Source organism: Halegenticoccus tardaugens (genome assembly GCF_004116405.1).
Taxonomy (GTDB): Archaea; Halobacteriota; Halobacteria; order Halobacteriales; family Haloferacaceae; genus Halegenticoccus; species Halegenticoccus tardaugens.
This window is the reverse complement of the sequence record NZ_SDIC01000009.1, coordinates 1-21,640: the sequence shown is the minus strand read 5'-3', so window position 1 is coordinate 21,640 and position 21,640 is coordinate 1. Positions and strand designations below refer to the sequence as shown.

The following is a 21,640-nucleotide window of genomic DNA, read 5'->3' as shown; positions in this document are numbered from 1 at the left end:
GAAAAAATTCGTTCGGGTCGACCGCCTACGGCTCCAGAAGCACTTTCGTCACGCCCTCCTCGCGGTTGTCGAACCGCTCGTACATCTCGGGGGCCTCGTCGAGACCGACGCGGTGGGAGACGACGAAGTTGGGTTCCGCCCGTCCTTCGATGATGAGGTCGCGAAGCTGGCGGTTGTACCGCTTGACGTTGCACTGGCCGGTGCCGAGCGCGATGCCCTTCTCGAACAGCTTCCCGAAGTCGATCCCGAGCCGGCCCATCTCGGCCATCTCGTCCGGCGCGCCGGGGTCGGAGGGAACGTACAGGCCGGGGATCCCGAGCTTTCCGGTCGCCCGGACGGTTCGGATCAGCTGGTTCAAGACCACGGCCGGGTTCTCGCGGGCCGGGTCGTAGGCGTCGTCGCCGACGTCCGTCTCCGGGTCGATCGCCTGGTAGCCGACGGCGTCGACGCCCTTGTCGACCCCGTCGCCGTGCATGTCCTTGATCTGCTCGACCGGATCGGCGTCCTCGAAGTTGATCGCCGTCGCGTCGCAGTGTTCCTCCGCGAGTTCGAGACGGCTCGGCACCCGATCGACGACGTAGATCTCGGACGCGCCCTGCAGCTTCGCGCTGTAGGCCGCCATCAGCCCGACCGGACCGGCACCGTAGACGGCGATCGACTCGCCGGGCTGCAGATCGGCGAGCCGCGTCCCGTGCCACCCCGTCGGGAAGATGTCCGCGAGGAGCGCGAAGTCGTCCTCGTGGTCGTCTCCCTCGGGGAGTTTCAGCGCGTTGAAGTCCGCGTACGGGACGCGGAGTTTCTCCGCCTGTCCGCCCTTGTACGGCCCCATGGCGACGTATCCGTACGCGCCCCCGGCGAATCCCGGGTTGACGTTGGTGCAGAAGCCGGTGTACCCGTTCTCGCAGTTGCGACAGAACCCGCAGGCGACGTTGAACGGGAGGACGATCCGGTCTCCCTCCTCCAGCGTGTCGACGCCCTCGCCGACCTCCGAGACGACGCCCATGTTCTCGTGCCCGAAGACGATCCCCGGCTCCGCCGAGGTCCGGCCCTCGTACATGTGCAGGTCCGAGCCGCAGATCGCCGTCGTCGTGATGTCGATCACCACGTCGTTCGGGTGTTCGATCTCCGGTTCGTCTACCGATTCGACGTCCACCTGGTGCGGTCCCTTGTACACGACCGCGCTCATTGACATGTGATTACACCCCACAGTAGGGACAACGCTCGCGACAATGATAGTTTTCACACGGCGAGTGATACGTCGCGCGAAGCGACTGACGGAGGCCGCGACACCGGCGGCGATCGGGGGGCGAAACGCGGACGCGGCGGTCAGTCGTCCGCGGGCGTCGCTTCGTCGGCGGCGATCGCCGGGCGGGAAACGTCGCGGTCGGTCGCCTCGCCCTCCACGTCGTACGGGTAGTCGCCCGTGACGCAGCCGAGACAGAGGTCGGCGCGCGACTCGCCGAGCGCCGCCGCGACGGCGTCGATCGAGAGGTACGCGAGGCTGTCGGCTTCGATCGCCTCCCGGACCTCCTCGACGGAACGGTCGGCGGCGATGAGCTCCTCGCGGGTGGCCATGTCGATACCCATGTAGCAGGGCGCGACGATGGGCGGCGCGCCGATGCGCATGTGGACCTCCTCGGCACCGGCGTCCCGCAGGAGCCCGACGAGCTGCGTCGAGGTCGTCCCGCGGACGATGCTGTCGTCGATGAGCGTGACGGTCTTCCCCTCGACGGTGCTCCTGATGGGATTGAGCTTCAGTCGGACGGCGCGCTCGCGTTCGCCCTGCGTGGGCATGATGAACGTCCGCCCGACGTACCGGTTCTTCATCAGCCCCTCCGCGAACTCGACGGCGTCGGACTCGGCTTCGGCGGCTTCGTTCGCCGCCTCGGCGTAGCCGGAGGCGAAGGCGCGGCCGGAGTCGGGGACGGGCATCACCACGTCGGTGTCGATGCCGCTCTCCCCCCAGAGCTTCCGGCCGAGGCGACGGCGCACCTCGTAGACGAGGTTGCCGTCGATCACGGAGTCCGGGCGGGCGAAGTAGACGTGTTCGAAGAAGCAGTGGGCGGTGCGCTCGCGCTCGAAGAGCCGGTAGGCGTCGTACCCCGTCCCGCCCTTTTCGAGGACGACGAGTTCGCCGGGCCGCACGTCCCGGACGAGTTCGCCGTCGAGGGTGTCGATGGCCGCGCTCTCGCTGGCGAGGACGTATCCGTCGTCGAGTTCGCCGATGCAGAGCGGGCGGTTCCCCTCCGGGTCGCGGACGCCCAAGACCACGTCGTCGTGCATGATCGCGAGCGAGTACGACCCGTGAATGCGCTCCATCGTCCGCTTGACCGCGCGGACGAGATCCTCCTCCAGCAGGTTGCGGGCGAGGTCGTGCGCGATGACCTCGGTGTCGCCCTCGGAGGTGAACGCGTGACCGAACCCCTCCAGTTCGGCGCGGATCTCGTCGGCGTTGACGAGGTTGCCGTTGTGCGCGAGCCCGAGCGAGCCCGACTTGAACGAGACCGCGAAGGGCTGGGCGCAGCAGGTGTCGAGCCCGCCCGCGGTCGGATAGCGGACGTGACCGATCCCCGCGGCGCCCTTCAGCCCGTCGAGATCGTCCTCGCCGAACACGTCGCCGACGAGCCCCGCCTCGACGTGGCTGTGCTGTTGGAACCCGTCGTGGGTGACGATGCCCGCGGATTCCTGTCCGCGGTGCTGCAGCGCGTACAGCGAGTAGTAGAGGGGTCGCGCGGCGCTCCGATCCGTGAGGGACACGCCGACGACGCCACACTTTTCCGTCATCCCGCTCGGAGAGTGACGGCTCGCATCCCGCCCGTGGTGCATACGTGTGGGTAGAGAAGCCCAGGAGTAAAAACCCCCGCCATTGTGCGGTATTCACTGATCTTTCGAGTGAAGATATGCACTTACGTGCCCATATCGGCCCGGGGCGACGACGGGCTCCGATGGATCGGGTTCACGGCCGGCGCCGACGGAGCGGGGTGACGGCCTGCCCCAACCGAGCGGGTTCGCGGACGGGTTCGTTCGATCGGGGTCGCGGACGGGAGGCGGAAGAATCGCGTCGCTGACGGGCGGGGGTCGCAAGAGAAACGGAGATCGGAAGCCGAGTCGCCTATTCGCCGGCTTTCGACTGCCACGCGTACTCTCGACGCTTCGCCGACTTGCCGAAGCCGCAGGACGAGCAGACCTTCTTTTTCACGTGGTAGGACTTCTCGCCGCAGCGACGACACTTCACGTGCGTCGTCTTGTTCTTCTTCCCTTGACTCGGGGTTCCTGCTCCCGTCATGCTTTGATCGTGACGACGTTATCGCCGCGTATAATGGTTGTGTCTTCGACCGCCTCGACGTCGAGTTCGCCGAGCGCGTCGCCTTCGCCGTCGACGTCGAGCCGCCCCTCCAACACCACGTTCATGTGCTGGTCGTAGCCGGCGAGCGTCCCGTGGTAAGCCATTCCGTCCTTCAGGTGAACCGTGACCGGTTCGTTCAGGGACTCTTCGAGCACGTCCAGAGGTCGTCCGCTCATGACAGAGACGCATCCCGTTTCGGTATTAAACGTACCGGACAGACGGCCAGACTGTGCGTCTCGGAGAGGGAGGAACGCGAACCGGTCGCGGCAAACGGTTATGAACCCCGCCGTGGAGACCCACTAACGGTCCCTCGTGCCGCGCGACGGGCCCCGCGGCCGCGTCGTGCCGCCGACCGGCCGAACGATCATGTCATCCGACGACACCACGGACGACTGGAACGGTCCCCGTAGCGCGCGCGAGACGGTCGGAAAACTCGCCGAGCGGCTCGCCGACGCCGACGGGTCGTGGATCGGCGTCGCCGACGAACTCGGCGAGGCGTACCGAGACGGCGTTCCCGCGGCGGATCGAAAGGCGCTCGGGAAGTACTACACGCCGCAGCCGCTCGTCCGGTACGTGGTTCGACGGATCGAACCGCGCCTCGACGCGGAAAGCGTCGTGATCGACCCCGCCTGCGGTGCCGGCGCGTTCCTGGCCGAACTGTACGCGGCGCTCGAACGACGGCGCGCGGCCGGCGAGCCCGCCGAATCGGCACCGACGCCCACGCTCCCGCGGGTCCACGGCGTCGACGTCGACGAGTCCGCCGCCGCGCTGGCCGCCGCGAACCTGCTGGTCCGCGCGCGAGGGCGCGAACCCGCGGAACGGCGGACCGATCGCCCGCCCTCCGCCCCGAACGTGGTCGTCGGCAACGCGATCGGTCCGTCGTCCGATTCGGACGACGGATCCGAGCCGGGGCGCTCGCCCGGGGCGCTGTTCCGGCGCGTCGCCCGGGAGCGCGGCGGGTACGACGCCGTTGTCGGCAACCCGCCGTACTTCGTCGCGGCCCGCGGGTCGTTCATGCCACGCTCGGAGGCGACGTACGGCGAGGCGATCCGCCGGAACTACGAGGTGGTCGTCCGCGGGCGGGCCAACGTCGCGAGCCTGTTCCTCAAGCGGGGACTCGACCTGCTCCGCCCGAACGGCGTACTCGCGTTCGTCCTGCCGAAGCCGACGCTGTACGCGGACGGGTTCCGAGCCCTCCGCGCGCACGCCCTCGGCCGCTGTCGCGTGCTGGAAGTGGTCGACGTCGGCAGGGCGTGGGACGACGTCGGCTACGAGCAGATCGTCCTCGTTCTCGAACTCGAACCGGACCGGCGGCGGCGGGCCGAAAACCTCGTCCGCGTCGTCTCGGGGTTCGACGACGCGGCCGCGCTCGAACGCGGCGAGTACAGCGCGCACTCGGTTCCCCAGACGTCGTTCGATCGCCGCGCCGCGTTTCCGATCTACCGGTCGTCCGCGTCCTACCCGACCGCGGGACGAATCTGGGACGCCGTCTGGGAGCGTTCGATCCCGTTCGGGGATGTCGACGCGGACGTGTTCAGGGGGCTGAGCGTTCGCCGGGGCTCTCCCTCCCTCGCCGCCGAAAAGCGCGGCCCCGAGTGGACGCCGATGGTGCGCGGTCGGCACGTCGGCGGTCGTCGGCGCGACACGGGCGAGAGCTGGTACCTCGACCTCGACGGCGTCGAGTACGTCGACGCGGGCGACGACCGGTTCGCGCGGAAGGCGGTCCGCCTCGACCGCGACAGGATCGTCTGCAAGCGCCTCGTGTCGAGCGACGTCAAGATCGACGCGGCGTACGACGACAGCGCGTCGAACCCAGACGTCCCCGGCGCGAATTACAGCAACGAAACCGTGACGAACGTCGCGGTCGAGGACGACCGGTTCGACGACCTGTTCCTCCTCGGCGTCCTCACCTGCGATCTCGTCGCCGCCTACCTCCGGGACGTCGTGTTCGCGCGGGCGACGCTGACGATGGACCTCGACCGACCGTACCTCGCGCGGGTTCCGGTTCCGACCGTCCCCCGGACGGCGGACGAGCGCGGCGGACGGGAGGCCGACGGATGCGGCGTCACCCAGCGCGACGTGCGCCGGGTCGTCGAGACGCTCGCCGAGTCGAAGGCCGCGCTGGAGGCGCACACCGCCGAGCGGCGGGGGACGAGCGCCGGGGGGATCGGGGAAAACGAAGGCGCCGATCGACGCGGCGGAACCGCGACCGCGGACCCGGTGCTGGACCCCGCCTTCGACGAGTTCCGTCGAGCGCGCCGCGAACTCAACGAACTGCTGCGTCGGGCCTACGGCGTCGACGACGCGGACGCGGAACGGCTGTACGCCGGTTGACGGCCGCGCGCACCGCGCCTGCAGTGACACACGATAGCACGTATCGACTGCCGGACAACCCGGTCAGTTTTTAATACCCCGGCGTGTAAGCCCGAACAACAAACCCCGCGGGCAAGTGCGGCGCGGTTCGGACGACGGTTCGAATCCGACCCGTCGCACGCGGGGGTCAACGACCGACGCGCTGTAAGACGCCGGGGCCGGTGTCCTCCGTATCGCGGATTTCAGTGAGCACGGCTGCCACTCGCGTGGCGTTTCAGTGCGCAAACCATGGAAATCGAAATCGCAACAATCGGCGGCTACGAGGAAGTCGGTCGGCAGATGACGGCCGTTCGCGCGGGCGACGACGTCGTCATCTTCGACATGGGTCTGAACCTCTCGCAGGTTCTCATCCACGACAACGTCGAGACCGAGCGGATGCACAGCCTGGACCTCATCGACATGGGGGCCATCCCGGACGACCGCGTCATGAGCGACCTCGAAGGCGACGTGCAGGCCATCGTGCCGACGCACGGCCACCTCGACCACATCGGCGCGATCTCCAAGCTCGCCCACCGCTACGACGCGCCCGTCGTGGCGACGCCCTTCACCATCGAACTGGTGAAACAGCAGGTCCAGGGCGAGAACAAGTTCCACGTCGAGAACGACCTGATCAAGATGGAGGCGGGCGAGACGATGTCGATCGGCGAGCGGTGCGAACTGGAGTTCGTCAACGTCACTCACTCCATCATCGACGCGATCAACCCGGTGTTGCACACGCCCGAGGGCGCGATCGTCTACGGCCTCGACAAGCGGATGGACCACACGCCGGTCATCGGCGACCCGATCGACATGGATCGGTTCCGCGAGATCGGCCGCCAGGGCGAGGGCGTCCTCTGCTACATCGAAGACTGCACGAACGCCGGCCGCAAGGGTCGGACGCCCAGCGAGGCCGTCGCCCGCAGCCACCTGAGGGACGTGATGGGGAGCATCGAAGACTACGACGGCGGGATCGTGGCGACGACGTTCTCCAGCCACATCGCCCGCGTGAAGAGCCTCGTCGAGTTCGCCGACGACATCGGCCGCCAGCCGGTGCTCCTCGGCCGCTCGATGGAGAAGTACTCGGGCACGGCCGAGCGGCTGAACTTCGTGGACTTCCCCGAGGATCTCGGGATGTACGGCCACCGCAAGTCGGTCGACCGCACGTTCAAGCGCATCATGAAGGAGGGCAAGGAGAACTTCCTGCCCATCGTGACGGGCCACCAGGGCGAGCCCCGCGCGATGCTGACGCGCATGGGTCGCGGCGAAACGCCCTTCGAACTGGACGACGGCGACAAGGTCCTCTTCTCCGCGCGGGTCATCCCGGAGCCGACGAACGAAGGCCAGCGCTACCAGTCGGAGAAGCTCCTCAAGATGCAGGGCGCGCGCATCTACGACGACATCCACGTCTCCGGGCACCTCCGCGAGGAGGGCCACTACGAGATGCTCCAGTCGCTCCAGCCCCAGCACGTCATCCCCGCCCACCAGGACCTCAAGGGCTTCGCGCCGTACGTCGACCTGTGCGAGAGCCAGGGGTACACGCTGGGGCGCGACGTGCACGTGACGCGAAACGGCAACATGATCCAGATCGTAGAGTGATGACGTCCGAAGCGACGGAGGAGCGGGTGCTGCGCGCGGTCGACGAGCGACGGACGCTCGTCAACGACGCCATCGAGGAGGAGCTGCCGATGGCCCCGCCGGAGCGGCTGTACGAGGCGTCCCGTTACCTCCTCCAGGCCGGCGGCAAGCGCCTGCGGCCGACGGTGACGCTGCTCGCGGCGGAGGCGATCGCCGACGTCGACCCGCTTTCGACCGACTACCGGGAGTTTCCGTCGCTGTACGACGAGCCGATCGACGTGATGGCCGCCGCCGTGAGCCTCGAAGTCATCCAGTCGTTCACGCTCATCCACGACGACATCATGGACGACGACGACCTCCGTCGCGGCGTGCCGGCGGTCCACGAGGCGTACGACACCGAGACGGCCATCCTCGCAGGCGACACGCTCTATTCGAAGGCGTTCGAGATCATGGCAGACACCGGTTCGAAGGCCGAACACGGGCTCGAAGCGGTGCGGCTGCTCGCGAGCACCTGCACGCGGATCTGCGAGGGGCAGGCGCTCGACGTGCAGTTCGAGACGCAAGCGGAGGTCCTGCCCGAGGAGTACCTCGAGATGATCGAGTTCAAGACGGCCGTGCTGTACGGCGCGGCGGCGGCGACGCCCGCCGTGTTGCTCGGCGCGGACGAGCGAGTCGTCGACTCGCTCTACCAGTACGGCATCGACGCCGGGCGCGCCTTCCAGATCCAGGACGACGTGCTCGACCTCACGGTTCCGAGCGAGCAGTTGGGCAAACAGCGCGGGTCCGACCTCGTCGAGAACAAAGAGACGATCATCACGCTCCACGCCCGTCAGCAGGGCGTCGACGTGGACGGCCTCGTCGACGCCGACGAGGTCGAAGGCGTCACCGAGGCCGAGGTCGAAGACGCGGTCTCCGCGCTCGAAGCGGCCGGGAGCATCGAGTACGCGCGCGAGAAGGCGCGGGAGCTGACCGAGGAGAGCAAAGATCGGCTCTCCGTGCTCCCCGACAACGAGGCCCGCCGGCTGCTCGCGGACATCGCCGACTACCTCATCACGCGCGGGTACTGAATCGCGCCCTCCGCGGAGTCGCGTCGTCGTCGGAGGCGGCGGGCGGTCGATCCGCCGAGGCGCGGTCGTCCCCGCCGTACTCCGGAATTCCCAACCAGTTGTGCGTTTATTTCATCGGAAACGTAGTGTGCGGAAGGCTCGACGAGCGTCGCTCGCGCGTCCGCGGGACGCGCCGCTGCACGGCGGGCGACGAGCCCCGTGGTCGGTCGTGCTAGCCGACGTCCGCGAGGATCTCCTCCGCGTGGCCCTCGGGCGAGACGCCCTCGTAGACGTGCGCGAGCGTTCCGTCCGGGCCCACGACGTACGTGTTCCGGAAGACGCCGTCGAACGTCTTTCCGAACATGTTCTTCTCGCCGTAGGAGTCGTACGCCGCGGCGACGTCGCCCGACTCGTCCGAGAGGAGCCGGAACGGCAGGTCGTACTTCTCGGCGAACGCCGCGAGGTCGTCGACCGGGTCGTCGCTGACGCCGAGCACCCTGACGCCGCGCGCGTCGAACTCGTCGTACGCGTCGCGGAAGCCGCAGGCCTCGGTCGTACAGCCCGGCGTGTCCGCGCGGGGGTAAAAGTAGAGGACCACGTGCTCGCCGCGGAACTCCGAGAGCGACACGGTCTCGCCTCGCTGGTCGGGCAGTTCGAAGTCGGGGGCATCGTCGCCGACGCTGAGCATGAGTGATGCACTTCGCCGGGACACAAACCGTTTCCGAGTCGCCCCGCCCGTCGCGCGGGGGTCGCCCTAGTCCAGTCGTTCGGCGGCGTCGCGTTCCAAGAGCGGCTCCGCGTTCGCTGTCGGCAGCGTCACGACGTCCTCGGCTTCGAGGGAGTACTCGCGCTCGTCGACGCCGAAGATCTCGCCGACGTTTTTCGTGATCCTGACGGTCGTCCGGTCGGCGGCAGCGGTCGTCTCTCCGCCGACCGCCGATTCGTCCGTCGTCCCTTTACCGCCCGCCGGGTCGACGTCGTCCGGATGGGCGGCGAGGCCCCCCGACGAATCGGTTCCGTCGGGGGCGGGCTCGGGGGCCGCCGATCCGGGGTCGTCGTCCCCGGCGTCCGCGCCGGCCGATCCCTCCGGTCCGGTGCCCATCGCGTCCGCGAGCACGCCGCCCTCCGCGCCCGTCTCCTCGCCGGACGCGTCGGGTTCCGCGTCGCTCGGCTCGACCGGCTCGGCACCGGCGGCGTTCGCGCCGTCGGGCTCCGCGTCCGCCCCGTCCGCGTTCGTCGGAGCGCGCTCGCCGGCGAGGGTGTCCAGCACCGTCGTCTTGTTCCGCTCGATTCGCGAGACGAGATCGTCGAACAGCGAGCGCTCTTCGGCCGTCATGCCGTCGTCGTCGACGGGCATGTCAGCCGCGGCGAAGCTCGCGAGCTTTACGACCTTCCCCACGCGGCGCTCGTACACCGCCTCGACGACCTCCTCGGCCGTCTCGATCTCGTCGGTGAGGCGGCTCACCTCGGGCGAGGAGAACGGGTCGTCGGCCTTCGAGGCGGCGCGCTCTCGTTCTCCCTTGCGTCCCTCGATGTACGCCGCCACGTCCTCGTAGAACGAGTCTCGCAGGTGCTGGAGGCTATCCTTGCGGCGTTCCTTCGACTGGACCGTCCGGAGTTCGTCGAGGTTCATTCCCTTGCCTTCTCCGCGTCGCCGCGCGCCATCAGGAACACGCCGACGCACTCTCGAACCGTGTTCTCTCCCGCCTCGATCTTAGTCCTTTCCCCGCACAGGTCGACCGTCGTCTCCTCGGCCGCCCGGATCGCGATCTCCCCGCCGGTAAAGCGCTCGGGGACGGCGTCGACGAGCGGATCGAAGTCGTCGAGCGCCTCGCGGTCGATGCGCGTCACCCGCAGGCCGGTCCCGCCGTGGAGGCTGCCGGGGAGCCGGATGAGTCGCTTCGTGTCGGTCGTCACCGGCTCGTCGATCGGCGCCGTCTCGCGTTCGACCGTCTCGCGCGCGACCGACTCGACGAGCATCCGCAGGCCGGGCCCCCCCGCCTCGACGTTGCCCGCCCGGATCGCCTCGGGGTCGCGCCGGAACGCCCCGAGGATCGTCGTCGCCCGCCCCTCGCCGATGCCGTCGAGTTCCCGAAGGCGGTCGAGGGCGTCCGCTTCGTCCATCGCGCGAAGCTCCTCGACGAGGTCGACGAGCGCCCGGTGGGTCCGTCTTCCCCACCCGCCCTCCGCGCGGAGCACGCGTCGGGTCGTCGTTCCCGTCTGCTCCGTGGCGACGAGGCCGTCGAAGTCGAGGTCGATGGCCCGGACGTAGTCGACGATCTCCCGGCGGGCCTCGCTGTCGAGGCCGCGCACGCCTTCGTCGCGGACGTGGACGTGGTAGCCGCGGCCGCCGGAGAAGACCACTTCGAGCTCTTCGAACGCGAAGTCGTCTTCGAGCACGTCGAGAAGCCGTCGGAGCGCCCCCTTGCAGGCCACGAGCATCCCCCCGTAACTCGTCCGCTCGGGGTCGATCGACGGGAGGTGGTCGGCGTCGAGGTCGAACACGAGGTCGGCCTCGCGCCACCCCTTGTCGTCCATCGTGCTCGCGCTCGGCTCGGCGTAGCGTGCGGCCGAGAAGTAGACGTGGCGCGGCGACTCGCGGGCGAGAAAGTCCCCGAGGTCGCCGAGATCGAGGAGCGACTGGTGGCGGACCATCGTCGTCCCCGCGCCGGCCGTCCAGGGAATGTGACCCCACTCGCGGTCGGACGCCGCCGGCGGCGGGGTCGCGTCGGCGCTCCGGTAGAAGTCGCCGAAGCGCCCCTTGAGGTACTCGCGCGTCCGCTCGTCCATGCTTTCCGTGGTTGTGAGAGCGCGGGTATAGGCGTTTTCGTTGCCGGCGCGGGGGCGGGCGGTGGCGCGGGACAGAGTTCGCCGGCGTCAGCGGCGTACGAAGTCCGAGAGCCGCTTGCGAAGGCTCTCGTGTTCGCCGAGCCGGAGGTAGTACGCGTCGCCGCCGTCCTCGTAGTAGTTGTCGATGCGGCGCTTGACCTCGAAGCCGAGGTGCTCGTAGAAGCGCAGCGCCCGCTCGTTCGTCGTCCGGGCGTGGCAGGAGACGGTCCGGTGGCCCTCCGCGACCTCCGCGACGAGCCGCCGGCCGTACCCCTGCCCCCTGACCTCGGGCGCGACGGCGAGAAAGAGGATGTACCCGTCGCGTCTGACCGACGCGAAGCCGATGAGCTCGTCGTCGACGAGGAATAGGTGCGTGGTCGACCGGTGATACGCGTTCATGAAGAATCCGCGTCGCTGTTTGAGCACGCCCTCGTCGAGCCGGATCCGCTCTTTCAGCTCCCACGCCCGCTCGGCGTGCGCGTCGTCGCCCGGTTTGTCCACCCGTTTTTCGACGTTGACGCTCACTACCACCCGTTAGCATGGTCTGGAATATAACTCCACCGTCGATTCGGGGACGAGGCCCGCCGGTGCCGTCCGCGAGGTCCCCGCGACCGAGCGGAAACGACTTGGCGGCGAGCGACCAAGCGCTCGCAGTGAGTTACGCACTGCGCGACCACACGGCCGACGTCGCCGTCGAAGCGACCGCGTCGGATCTCTCCGAACTGTTCGGCGCGGTCGCCGACGGACTCGCGGCGGCGATGTACGAGTCGGCCCCGGCGGACGGCGATCGCTTCTCCGTGACCGTCCGGGCCGAGAGCCGCGAGGCGCTGCTCTTCGATTACCTCGACGAACTCATCTACGAGCGGGACGTCCGCGGCGTCCTCCCGGTAGACAACCGCGCGACGGTCGGACGGGACGGCGACGAGTGGACCGTCGAGGCGACCGCCCGCGGCGTCCCCCTCTCTTCCATCGCGGCGCGCGAAGTCAAGGCCGTGACCTACTCCGAGATGCGCCTCGACGAGACGCCCGACGGGTGGGAGGCGTACGTCGTGTTCGACGTGTGACGCCGGCGCGGGACGCGGGCGCTCGTCGAGCGCGGCGGACGGTTTAGGGCGCTCGGGAACCGACTCTCTCGTATGAACCCTTCGAGAGCGATGGCGAGTCGCGTCGTCCGCGCGGGGCTCCTCGCGCTCTTCGCGTTCGCCGGGAGCGCCCGGGCGCACGTCGAGTACGTGACGCCGGGCGGCGATCCGATCGACGTCCTCGCGTTCCTCGCGGACGCGCTGTCCGACCCGTTCAACCTGCTCGTCCTCGGGACGGGCGCGCTCTGCGTGGGCGCTGCGATCGCGCTGTACCTCCGGTTTCGCCCCGCGAGGCGCGACGTCGAGGCGCTCCGGGCGTCGCTCGCGTCGTACCGCGACCTCCTGCCGTGGCTGCTTCGGCTGAGCGTCGGCTTGCCGCTCGTCGGCGCGGGCTTCACCGGGTACTACTTCACGCCGCTGTACCGCCCGCCCGCCCCGACGTTCGTCCGACTCTTCGGGATCACCGTCGGGTTCCTCCTGCTCTTCGGGCTGGCGACGCGGTTCGTCGCCGCCGTCGGACTCGCGGGGTACCTCGTCGGCGTCGCCGCCGAGCCGGCGGTGTTGCTGGCGTTCGAGTACGCGCCCGCCTTCCTCGCGCTCGTCCTCCTCGGCGGCGGTCGTCCCAGCGCGGACGAGATCATCGCGCGGATGGCGGACGACGAGCGGACGCTGTACTCGCGGATCGATCCGCTCTACCGGGCGCTCTCGCTGCCGTTTCGACGGCGCGTCGAGCCGTACCGCGCGTTCGTTCCGACGGTCCTCCGCGTCGGGGTCGGGCTGACGCTCGTCTATCTCGGCGTGGCCGAGAAGCTCGCGAATCCCGGCGACTCGCTCGCGGTGGTCGCGAAGTACGATCTCACGGCCGTCGTGCCGGTCGCGCCCGAGCTGTGGGTCGTGGGCGCGGGGTTGACGGAGGTGCTCGTCGGGGCGATGCTGATTCTCGGGCTGTTCACCCGGGCCTTCGCGGGACTCGCCTTCCTCCTCTTCACGACGACGCTCTTCGGGTTGCCCGACGATCCCGTTCTCGCGCACATCAGCCTCTTCGGACTGGTATCGGCGCTGCTCGTCACGGGCTCCGGGCCGCTTTCGGTCGATTCGCGGCTCCGGGGCGCGCGGACGGACGACCGGGCGGTCGCGGCCGACTGACGCGGGCGGCGGTCGTGGCGGATCGACGCGAGATCCGCCGTGCGGAATCCTATTCAACCGCGCGGTCGTTTCTCCGCGTATGAAGACGAAGGAGTTCGACGGCGTTCGTCTCGAACGGGTTCGAGAGCACGTCTGGGAGATCCCGCGCGAGGGCGACATGCGCGTCCCGGCGCGCGTGCTCGCAAGCGAGGCGCTGCTCGACCAGATCGGCGGCGACAAGACCCTCCAGCAGCTGCGGAACGCGACGCACCTGCCGGGCATCACGAAGCACGCCCTCTGTATGCCCGACGGCCATCAAGGGTACGGCTTCCCCGTCGGCGGCGTCGGCGCGACCGACGCGGAGGACGGGTGCATCTCCCCCGGAAGCGTCGGGTACGACATCAACTGCGGCGTGCGGATGATGCGAACGAACCTCACCTACGACGACCTCCGAGGGAAGGAGGAAGAGCTAGTCGACTCGCTGTTCGCCAACGTCCCGTCTGGCCTCGGCGGCGGCGGCATCGTCGAGGGCGACGTAGGGACGGTGGACGAGGTACTCGCCCGCGGCGTGGACTGGGCGCTGGAGGCGGGCCACGCCGTCGAGTCGGACCTCCTCCACTGCGAGGACGAGGGGCGGCGACCGGACGCCGATCCCGACGCCGTCTCGCAGAAGGCGAAGGATCGGGGGAAGAACCAGCTCGGCAGCCTCGGCAGCGGCAACCACTTCCTCGAAGTCCAGCGCGTGACCGACGTCTACCGCCCCGACGTGGCCGAGGCGTTCGGCATGGAGGAGGATCAGATCGTCGTGCTCATCCACTGCGGGAGCCGCGGTCTCGGCCACCAGGTGTGCAACGACTACCTCCGTCGGATCGAGAAGGAACACGGCGACCTCCTCGCGGAACTGCCGGACAGGGAACTCGCCGCCGCGCCCGCGGGGTCGCAACTCGCCGAGGACTACTACGGCGCGATGTGCGCCGCGATCAACTTCGCGTGGACGAACCGACAGCTCATCATGCACCGCACCCGCCGGGTGTTCGAGCGCGTGTTCGGCCGTGACTGGGAGGACATGGAGATGCACCTGATCTACGACGTGGCCCACAACATCGCCAAAAAGGAGGTCCACGACGTCGATGGCGAGGAACGAGAGCTGTACGTCCACCGAAAGGGTGCGACGCGGGCGTTCCCGGCTGGTCGACCGGAGGTCCCGCGCGCTTACCGCGACGTCGGCCAGCCCATCATCATCCCCGGGAGCATGGGTGCGGGAAGCTACGTCCTCCGCGGCGGCGAGGCGTCGATGGATCTCACCTTCGGTTCGACGGCCCACGGCGCGGGACGGATCATGAGCCGCACGCAGGCGAAGAAGGAGTACTGGGGCGAGACGGTGCGCGACGATCTGCGCGATCGGCGGAAGATCTACGTCAAGGCGCAAAGTGGCGCGACGGTCGCCGAAGAAGCCCCGGGCGTCTACAAGGACGTGGACGAGGTGGTCCGCGTGAGCGACGAACTCGGCATCGGCGACAAGGTCGCCCGGACGTTTCCCGTCTGTAACATCAAGGGGTGAGCGGCGTCGACCGCCCGCCGCGACGAGGGTTTATATCGAAAGACGGGACCAGCGTCCCTATGCGGTGAACGACGGTCGCGAAGCGAGTCGAGGCGGGTGCGCGGCGCGCCGCTTCGCGTTACCTCCCCCGCGCCGCCTGTTCACACCCACGGAGCGACCGCTCGGCGCGATCACGACCAGAACCCGCCGGGACCGTCCGGACCGCGGGGACCGCTCGGACCGGTGACCCGGTCGCCGGGGTCGATCTCGACGAACTCCGCGGGCTTTCGCGGATCCACCTCCTCTCCTCCCTCGAACTTCACGAAGCTCAGGTAGAACGCCCGGCCGCACCCTCCATCCGCTCCCTCTTCGGTCGGGGAGTCGTTTTCGTCGACCTCGACGACGCTCGTCGTCTCGTCCTCTCCGACCTCGGCGGTGGTCACCGCCTCGTCCTTCCCGATCTCGGCGGCGTTCGCCGCCTCGCCCTTCCCGCACACGAACTTCACCCCGTCGGCCTCCTCGTAGTTCTCCTGCGGCGTCGCGTACTCCCATTCCTCGAACGGGAACGGCGTGACCGCCTTGTCCGCGAGATATTCGTCGCGTTCGAGCCCGACGAGCGTCCCGCAGTGAGGGCAGTGGTAGGTGACGGTGAACGTCATCGACTGCGCTAGGGTCTCGGCGGGCTTAACGCCCCCGTCGAGGTCGATCTCGGAGCGCGAGATCCGGTTGCACAACCCTTATTCGGCGCACCCGCCCACTTCGAGGCATGAACGAAGCGGACGTGCGCGACCGCCTCCGATCGGTCGAGGACCCGGATCTCGGCGAGGATATCGTCTCGCTCGGGCTGGTCAACGCCGTCGACGTCGACGCGGAGACCGGGACCGTCCGGGTCTCGCTCGCCCTCGGAGCGCCGTACGCGCCACACGAGACGCAGATCGCGAGCCGCGTTCGGGAAGCGCTCGCGGATCTCGACGCGGACGTCGAACTCTCGGCCACGGTTCCGTCCGACCTCTCGTCGGGTGAGCAGGTGCTCCCCGGCGTGAAGAACGTGATCGCCGTCGCCTCGGGGAAAGGCGGCGTCGGAAAGTCGACCGTCGCGGTCAACCTCGCCGCCGGACTCTCGAAGCTCGGCGCGCGCGTCGGGCTGTTCGACGCGGACGTGTACGGGCCGAACGTGCCGCGGATGGTCGACGCCGACGAGCGCCCGCAGGCGACCGCCGAGGGGACAATCGTCCCGCCGGAGAAGTACGGCGTGAAGCTCATCAGCATGGCCTTCCTCGTCGGCGAGGACGACCCGGTTATCTGGCGCGGGCCGATGGTTCACAAGGTGCTGACGCAGCTGGTCGAGGACGTCGAGTGGGGCGACCTCGACTACATGGTCGTCGACCTCCCGCCGGGGACGGGCGACACGCAACTGACCGTCCTCCAGACCCTCCCGCTCACGGGCTCGGTGATCGTCACGACGCCGCAGGACGTGGCCGTCGACGACGCGCGCAAGGGGCTTCGAATGTTCGGGAAGCACGAGACGAACGTCCTCGGCATCGTCGAGAACATGGCCGGATTCCGCTGCCCCGACTGCGGGAGCGTCCACGACGTGTTCGGGACCGGCGGCGGACGGGCGCTCGCCGACGAGTACGACCTCCCCCACCTCGGAGGGATTCCGCTCGACCCCGACGTCCGATCCGGCGGGGACGGCGGCGAGCCGATCGTGCTGACGGACGAAAACGAGACGGCGGACGCGTTCCGAGTTCTGACCGAGAACGTCGCGAACAACGTCGGGATCGTCAACCGGCGGCGCGCGAGCCAGCGCTGACATGACGGACGCAGAGCCGACACGGTCGAACGACGCGGAGGACGAAGCGCGGGCCGACCGTGGGGCACCTACCAACGCCGACTTCGAACCTGATGCCGAACGGGTCCGGTTCCTGCGCGAGATCGCCGACGACGTGCACGGCGACAGCTCCGAGAGCAGTCAGATCGCGGCCGTCCTCTACCGCGTGAGCGACCTCTACGACGAGGACGGCGACACCTCGCCCGAGGAGATCTACCGCAACGTCCGGAACATCATGCGGGTCAAATCTCGGGGCGGGCTCCGGCGATAGGACATCGAACGTCGGCGCGTCGCGGACCCAACGCGTTTTGGTGCTGGACCGCCGACCGTCCGGTGTGGACGCGAACCAGGACTCGCTGGAGAATCCCTTCAGCATGGACGAAGCCTGCACGAACTGTCCGACGCTCTGCGAGACGCGGGCGAACATCGCCCACGGCTACGGTGACGTCGGCGGGGAGTTCCTCTTCGTCGGAGAATCCCCCGGTCCCGGAGCGGACGAGGCGGGAATCCCCTTCGTCGGTGACTCGGCTGGCGAGCGACTCCAGTACGTCCTGGGCGAACTCGGCTTCTCGCGCTCGCCGCCGGACGCGACGGAGCCGGACCTGCAGAACGTCTTTCTCACCTACCTGACCCGCTGTCGACACCCAGAGCGGCCGCCCACCGACGACGAGATCGGCACGTGCGAGCCGTACCTCAACGCCGAAATCAGGATGATCAACCCCGAGATCATCGTCCCCGTCGGCCAGCGACCGCTGGAGGCGCTGGCCGTCGAGTACACCACCCGCCGCCCGGACAGCTTCGACGTCGACGAGGAGCACGCGACGACGATCCGCGGCCGGGGCTTCGAGCTGATTCCGATGGTTGAACTCGATCGGCAGACGGACGATCGGACCGAGGCGTTCGTCGAGCACGTGAAAACGAGCGTGTTCGGTCGCGACTACCGGCAGACGAAGGGTCGCCGCGGTCGGTGAGGTCGGCTACCAGTACGGGGTCGAACTTCGCCCGCCGCCTCGAGCGCCGAGGAGCGTCGCGCCGATCACGACGACGACGAGGAGCAAGAACACGACGACAGCGGCGGGATTCGACTGCAGTCCGAATCCGACGAGCGCGAGCGATCCGAGCAGCGTGATCGCGAGGAGCGCCGCGACGAGTCGGACGACGGCACCGAGCGAGTCCATACGTTCGCGTCGTCGGGAGCGTATTAAACAGCTGCGGCGAGTCGACGGATACCGGGAGAAACGGGTCAGGCGAGGTCGGTGTCGTCGAGCGCGACGTGCGTCCCCTCGTCTAATTCGACCTGCTCGCAGCCGAATCCGCGGAAAAATCGGTCGTCGTAGCCCCGATAGACGCACTCGCGGATCGTCACGCCCCGCGAGTCGTGGAGATTCACCGCCCGCAGCACGCGATCTCGATCGTGCCAGCACCGCCGCGGCGTCGCGCCGTGAAAGTAACAGCCGGACACGGAGAGCCCGTGCGCCCCGTGTCCGTACACCTCGACCGGGTGTTCCTCGCGCCGGCCGTTGCCCTCGACGTACGCGTCGCGGATCGACGCCACCGGGGAGCGGATCTCGACCCCGTGGGAGTGACACAGCTGTGCCGTCCCGCCGTGGATCGACGCCTTGTAGCCCCGAAGCCGGAAGCCGACGCCTCGGCAGGCGGTCGCCCGACAGCCGAAAAAGTGCGTCGAGTGCGGTCTGGCATCCGCATCGAGGCGGAAGCCGTCGCCGCCGCAGTTCCACGCTTGCGCGTTCGTGAAGGTCGTCCCGTACGAACCGTGGTCGCCCTCGCGGACGTGCACGCCGTGGCCGGCCGTCCGGAAGACGACCGCGTTCACCATCCCTTGCGGCGAGGAGGCGACGGCGAGGCCCGCGCCGCCGTCGCCGCCGCGGATCCGGAGCGACTCGATCGTGTAGGGGTACGAGTAGCCCGCCGGCCCCTCGCCGCGGATCGAGAGAACGTCGCCCTCGACGTCGTCGTGACCGATCTGCGTGACGCTCGGCCCCAGCCCGCGGAGCGCGACGGGAACGAATCCGTCGGCGTCGGCGTGGAGTTCGATCGGATACGTCTCCGCGCGCGGGTCGTACGCCCCCGTGAGTTCGATCGCGACGCCGCGCTCGCCGTCGCGCGGCGCGTCGTCGTACGCCGCCTGGACCGTGCCGTACGTCCCGTGCGAGGCGACGACGGGTGCGGGCGAGTCGTCGCGCGCGGTGGTTCGCGTCACGTCCTTCGACGCGACGCGTCGGGGGCGCATGAACGTGGCGCTCGTTCGAACGGCGGCGAACGGCGGCGACCGACACCGGTCGACACCTTCCGACGCCGGGCGACATCAGCGGGTTCAAGGGCGCGCCGGGACCACCCTTCGGTATGACCGTCATCGCCGTCCTCGCGGATCCGCCGCGGGAGGGACTGGTGCTGCCCGAACTCGCCGAGACGAGTCCGCTCACGGAGATCGAGGCGGCCGAGCTGTACGCCGCAATGTCGAAGGACGCGTTCCTGGCGGCGGAGCGCTCCGGCGGCGACCTGCTGGTGAACTACCGCCCGGACGAGCTGATTCCGGACGCGTTCGCCGGCGAGGAGAGCGCCGAAGCCGAAGTGCGCGCGCTCGTCGCAGACGCGCTCGGCGGGACGGAGGACGTCCGGTTCGAGGTGCAGGTCGGGTCGACGTTCGACGCCCGCGCCGGCAACACCGCGACGCACCTGCTGCGCGAGGAGGACGTCACGTCGGTCGCGATCGTCCGCGGCAGCGCGGCGTTTCTCACGCGGACGGCGATCGACTCGGCGGCGATGAAGCTCCGCACGAACGAGGTCGTCCTCGGTCCCTCGACGGACGGCCGCGTCTACTACGCGGGCTTCACCGACGCGATCGACTTCGACGGCGCGTTCGCGCCGCCCGAGCTCGAGACGCTGGCCGCGCGCGCGACGGACGCGGGCCACGACGCGGAGTTCCTCCCGATGCAGCCGGTCGTCGAACGCGGCGAGGATCTGCTCCACCTGTTGCCCGTCCTCGAAGCGCGCGTCAGCACGAGGCGGATCGTTCCGAAGCACACGACGACGCTCCTCCGGGAGCTCGGACTGCGCGTCGACGTCGACGGCGGCGAACCGAGCGTCGTCAGGAACTGACGCGGACCGATAGGTCTTAGGGCCGCCCGCGGATACGTTCGGCCGCTGGTGGGATGGCAGAGCGGACTATTGCGCCTGCCTTGAAAGCAGGTGGCCTTCGGCCTCCTGGGTTCGAATCCCAGTCCCACCGTTCGATTCCTGCGCTGCGTTCGGTTCCGGTCGCAAGCGGAAATGACGCTCGTGAGGACGTTCTCCCGCGCCTGAAGAGCACTCATTATTCGGACGGGCGAACGGTACGGTATGTCGCACAGCCCCGAGCGCCCCGTCGAGTACGTCTGCGAGAACTGCCACGTGATCTACGCGGGGACCGTCATCCGCACGGACGAAGGACACCGGTACGAGCCCCCCGACGAATGTGCGGTCTGCGGCGCGCGCGAGTTCGTCGAGCTGACGCAGTACCCGCACGTGGATTCGCACGCGACGTGAGCCGACGGTTCGGACCGACGCCCGTCCGAGGTACGAGAGCGTAACGGCTTTGGACCACCCGCGCGAGCCACGAGTATGGACTGGCCATACGACCCCGACGGCGAGGAGGGCAGCGAGGGGATGCGCAAATACGGCCACGCCGTCATCGCGAAGAAGGTGAACGAGGACGAGGACTTCCCCCTCTCCCGCGACGAGTTCGTCGCGGCCCACGGCGACGATCCGATCCGTCTCGACTACGAGCGTGTCGTGAGCCTCCGGGAGATCTTCGAGGGCGTCGACCAAGAGACGTTCGAGGACTTCGTCGACTTCCACAGGGCCGTCGGCCGAGCCATGCGCGAAAACGGGTACTGGTTCTACGAGGGTGCCGACGCGTTCGTGACGTCGGAGAGCGCCTGACTGAATCGCGGCCGAACGCGGTACTCAGCGATCGAGGCCGTCGAGCGGAACGCCGCCGGCGGGTTCTCCCTCCGGTTCGTCGCGCTCCCAGCCGCGGATCGCGTCGCCTTCGACCTCGGCCTGCACTTTCTCCTCCAGCAGGTTTACGGCGACGCTGTTGGCCCCCTCGGGAATGATGAGGTCGGCGTGCTTTTTCGTCGGCTCGATGAACTGCTCGTGCATCGGCTTGACGGTCGAGAGGTACTGGTCGATGACGCCGTCGAGGTCGCGCCCGCGCTCTATCACGTCGCGGCGGATCCGGCGGAGGATGCGGACGTCCGCGTCGGTCTCGACGTACAGCCGGAGGTCGAGCATCTCGTTTATTCGCTCGTCGTACAGCGCCAGGATCCCTTCGAGGACGATGACGTCCGTCGGTTCGACCCGGACTCGCTCGTTCATCCGGTTGTGCGCCTCGAAGTCGTACTGGGGCATCTCCACGGCCCGACCTTCGAGGAGCGCCGCCACGTGCTCGCGCAGGAGGTCCCACTCGAACGCGGCGGGATGGTCGTAGTTCACGTCCCGCCGTTCGTCCATCCCGAGGTGGCTCAGGTCCTCGTAGTAGTTGTCCAGCGGGATTCGGGTCACCGAGTCGCCGACGCTCTCGGTGACGAGCCGCGAGACGGTCGTCTTGCCCGCCCCGGTCCCGCCCGCGATGCCGACGACGAACGACGGGATGGTCATCACCGAGAGAGGGTCGGGCAACGGTTTGAAACCTCCTGTTTGCCATCACCGACTGGCGTGGTATCACCCGACACACGGCGCCGGATTCAGCAGCCCTTATCAGTAACTGGACGTAGCTCACAACTGTGACGAACGCGCAGCTCACCCAGATCCAGATCGACAACTACGGCCCCTGGACGGTCACGCCCGAGCCCAGACGCGAGATGGACCTCCAGACCATGCAGTCGCGGCTCTTCGCCGACCTCGCGCAGT

General features: G+C 68.8%; 25 protein-coding genes and 1 tRNA gene. 14 read left to right on the top strand and 12 right to left on the bottom strand.

Annotated features, from left to right (window positions below; translation table 11 throughout):
- Positions 1-25 precede the first annotated feature (25 nt).
- From C3L37_RS20395 to C3L37_RS20380, 4 genes are all read right to left on the bottom strand, one after another.
- Positions 26-1,186 carry a glutathione-independent formaldehyde dehydrogenase gene (locus C3L37_RS20395; protein ID WP_129116571.1) on the bottom strand — a complete coding sequence of 387 codons (1,161 nt, stop codon included), beginning with the start codon at positions 1,184-1,186 and terminating at the stop codon, positions 26-28.
- 140 nt (positions 1,187-1,326) lie between these two features.
- Complete coding sequence (purF, locus tag C3L37_RS20390; protein ID WP_228546402.1) at positions 1,327-2,826, bottom strand: amidophosphoribosyltransferase; 1,500 nt, start codon at positions 2,824-2,826, stop codon at positions 1,327-1,329.
- Between the two features lie 286 nt (positions 2,827-3,112).
- Positions 3,113-3,286 carry a 50S ribosomal protein L37e gene (locus tag C3L37_RS20385; protein ID WP_117595117.1) on the bottom strand — a complete coding sequence of 58 codons (174 nt, stop codon included), beginning with the start codon at positions 3,284-3,286 and terminating at the stop codon, positions 3,113-3,115.
- Positions 3,283-3,522, bottom strand: a complete 240-nt coding sequence (locus C3L37_RS20380; RefSeq protein ID WP_129116394.1) for an LSM domain-containing protein — start codon at positions 3,520-3,522, stop codon at positions 3,283-3,285. Before C3L37_RS20380 ends, C3L37_RS20385 begins: the two co-directional genes overlap by 4 nt.
- A gap of 190 nt (positions 3,523-3,712) precedes the next feature.
- Here C3L37_RS20380 and C3L37_RS20375 point away from each other — a divergent pair, with 190 nt between their 5' ends.
- The 3 genes from C3L37_RS20375 to idsA3 all read left to right on the top strand — a co-directional run bounded on the left by C3L37_RS20375 (position 3,713) and on the right by idsA3 (position 8,340).
- Positions 3,713-5,680 carry an Eco57I restriction-modification methylase domain-containing protein gene (locus tag C3L37_RS20375; RefSeq protein ID WP_129116393.1) on the top strand — a complete coding sequence of 656 codons (1,968 nt, stop codon included), beginning with the start codon at positions 3,713-3,715 and terminating at the stop codon, positions 5,678-5,680.
- A 267-nt stretch (positions 5,681-5,947) separates the two neighbouring features.
- The gene (locus C3L37_RS20370) at positions 5,948-7,294 is read left to right on the top strand and encodes an RNase J family beta-CASP ribonuclease (protein WP_129116392.1); all 1,347 of its coding nucleotides are present in this window, start codon (positions 5,948-5,950) and stop codon (positions 7,292-7,294) included.
- Positions 7,294-8,340 carry a geranylfarnesyl diphosphate synthase gene (gene idsA3 / locus C3L37_RS20365; RefSeq protein WP_129116391.1) on the top strand — a complete coding sequence of 349 codons (1,047 nt, stop codon included), beginning with the start codon at positions 7,294-7,296 and terminating at the stop codon, positions 8,338-8,340. The genes C3L37_RS20370 and idsA3 overlap by 1 nt, the downstream gene beginning before the upstream one ends.
- Positions 8,341-8,551: 211 nt before the next feature.
- Here idsA3 and bcp read toward each other — a convergent pair whose 3' ends face one another.
- The 4 genes from bcp to C3L37_RS20345 form a co-directional block, all read right to left on the bottom strand.
- Positions 8,552-9,007 carry a thioredoxin-dependent thiol peroxidase gene (bcp, locus tag C3L37_RS20360; protein WP_129116390.1) on the bottom strand — a complete coding sequence of 152 codons (456 nt, stop codon included), beginning with the start codon at positions 9,005-9,007 and terminating at the stop codon, positions 8,552-8,554.
- A 66-nt stretch (positions 9,008-9,073) separates the two neighbouring features.
- On the bottom strand, positions 9,074-9,952 hold the full coding sequence (locus tag C3L37_RS20355; RefSeq protein WP_129116389.1) for a DNA replication complex subunit Gins51: 879 nt from the start codon (positions 9,950-9,952) through the stop codon (positions 9,074-9,076).
- Complete coding sequence (gene priS / locus C3L37_RS20350; protein ID WP_129116388.1) at positions 9,949-11,109, bottom strand: DNA primase small subunit PriS; 1,161 nt, start codon at positions 11,107-11,109, stop codon at positions 9,949-9,951. The genes C3L37_RS20355 and priS overlap by 4 nt, the downstream gene beginning before the upstream one ends.
- Before the next feature lie 87 nt (positions 11,110-11,196).
- Complete coding sequence (locus tag C3L37_RS20345) at positions 11,197-11,673, bottom strand: GNAT family N-acetyltransferase (protein ID WP_129116387.1); 477 nt, start codon at positions 11,671-11,673, stop codon at positions 11,197-11,199.
- 128 nt (positions 11,674-11,801) lie between these two features.
- Between C3L37_RS20345 and C3L37_RS20340 the strand changes: the two genes are divergently transcribed.
- From C3L37_RS20340 to C3L37_RS20330, 3 genes are all read left to right on the top strand, one after another.
- Positions 11,802-12,212, top strand: a complete 411-nt coding sequence (locus tag C3L37_RS20340; RefSeq protein WP_129116386.1) for an archease — start codon at positions 11,802-11,804, stop codon at positions 12,210-12,212.
- 72 nt (positions 12,213-12,284) lie between these two features.
- The gene (locus C3L37_RS20335) at positions 12,285-13,376 is read left to right on the top strand and encodes a DoxX family protein (protein WP_129116385.1); all 1,092 of its coding nucleotides are present in this window, start codon (positions 12,285-12,287) and stop codon (positions 13,374-13,376) included.
- A 79-nt stretch (positions 13,377-13,455) separates the two neighbouring features.
- Positions 13,456-14,916 (top strand): RtcB family protein, encoded by a 1,461-nt coding sequence (locus C3L37_RS20330; protein ID WP_129116384.1) that lies wholly within the window; start codon positions 13,456-13,458, stop codon positions 14,914-14,916.
- A gap of 170 nt (positions 14,917-15,086) precedes the next feature.
- On the opposite strand, the gene C3L37_RS20325 is transcribed toward C3L37_RS20330, so the two are convergent.
- Complete coding sequence (locus tag C3L37_RS20325; RefSeq protein WP_129116383.1) at positions 15,087-15,554, bottom strand: hypothetical protein; 468 nt, start codon at positions 15,552-15,554, stop codon at positions 15,087-15,089.
- Between the two features lie 107 nt (positions 15,555-15,661).
- Here C3L37_RS20325 and C3L37_RS20320 point away from each other — a divergent pair, with 107 nt between their 5' ends.
- The 3 genes from C3L37_RS20320 (at position 15,662) to C3L37_RS20310 (ending at position 17,697) form a co-directional block, all read left to right on the top strand.
- The gene (locus C3L37_RS20320; RefSeq protein WP_129116382.1) at positions 15,662-16,708 is read left to right on the top strand and encodes an Mrp/NBP35 family ATP-binding protein; all 1,047 of its coding nucleotides are present in this window, start codon (positions 15,662-15,664) and stop codon (positions 16,706-16,708) included.
- 1 nt (position 16,709) lies between these two features.
- Complete coding sequence (locus C3L37_RS20315) at positions 16,710-16,997, top strand: hypothetical protein (protein WP_228546401.1); 288 nt, start codon at positions 16,710-16,712, stop codon at positions 16,995-16,997.
- A 64-nt stretch (positions 16,998-17,061) separates the two neighbouring features.
- Positions 17,062-17,697 (top strand): uracil-DNA glycosylase, encoded by a 636-nt coding sequence (locus tag C3L37_RS20310; protein ID WP_129116381.1) that lies wholly within the window; start codon positions 17,062-17,064, stop codon positions 17,695-17,697.
- Between the two features lie 6 nt (positions 17,698-17,703).
- On the opposite strand, the gene C3L37_RS20305 is transcribed toward C3L37_RS20310, so the two are convergent.
- Positions 17,704-17,904: a hypothetical protein gene (locus C3L37_RS20305; RefSeq protein ID WP_129116380.1), complete on the bottom strand. Its 201-nt coding sequence runs from the start codon at positions 17,902-17,904 to the stop codon at positions 17,704-17,706.
- Between the two features lie 65 nt (positions 17,905-17,969).
- Entirely contained in the window at positions 17,970-18,947 is a 978-nt protein-coding gene (locus C3L37_RS20300) for a hypothetical protein (RefSeq protein WP_129116379.1), read from the bottom strand.
- Positions 18,948-19,090: 143 nt separating this feature from the next.
- On the opposite strand from C3L37_RS20300, the gene C3L37_RS20295 reads away from it, so the two are divergent.
- From C3L37_RS20295 to C3L37_RS20280, 4 genes are all read left to right on the top strand, one after another.
- Entirely contained in the window at positions 19,091-19,846 is a 756-nt protein-coding gene (locus C3L37_RS20295; protein WP_129116378.1) for a DUF2064 domain-containing protein, read from the top strand.
- Positions 19,847-19,893: 47 nt separating this feature from the next.
- Positions 19,894-19,976, top strand: a tRNA-Ser gene (locus C3L37_RS20290).
- 110 nt (positions 19,977-20,086) lie between these two features.
- Positions 20,087-20,272 (top strand): hypothetical protein, encoded by a 186-nt coding sequence (locus C3L37_RS20285; RefSeq protein WP_129116377.1) that lies wholly within the window; start codon positions 20,087-20,089, stop codon positions 20,270-20,272.
- Between the two features lie 75 nt (positions 20,273-20,347).
- Positions 20,348-20,668 (top strand): DUF5785 family protein, encoded by a 321-nt coding sequence (locus C3L37_RS20280; protein ID WP_129116376.1) that lies wholly within the window; start codon positions 20,348-20,350, stop codon positions 20,666-20,668.
- Between the two features lie 24 nt (positions 20,669-20,692).
- Here C3L37_RS20280 and udk read toward each other — a convergent pair whose 3' ends face one another.
- The gene (gene udk / locus C3L37_RS20275; protein WP_129116375.1) at positions 20,693-21,388 is read right to left on the bottom strand and encodes a uridine kinase; all 696 of its coding nucleotides are present in this window, start codon (positions 21,386-21,388) and stop codon (positions 20,693-20,695) included.
- Between the two features lie 125 nt (positions 21,389-21,513).
- Between udk and C3L37_RS20270 the strand changes: the two genes are divergently transcribed.
- Positions 21,514-21,640: GTP cyclohydrolase IIa (locus C3L37_RS20270; protein ID WP_129116374.1), on the top strand; the 127-nt coding region annotated here is incomplete at its 3' end.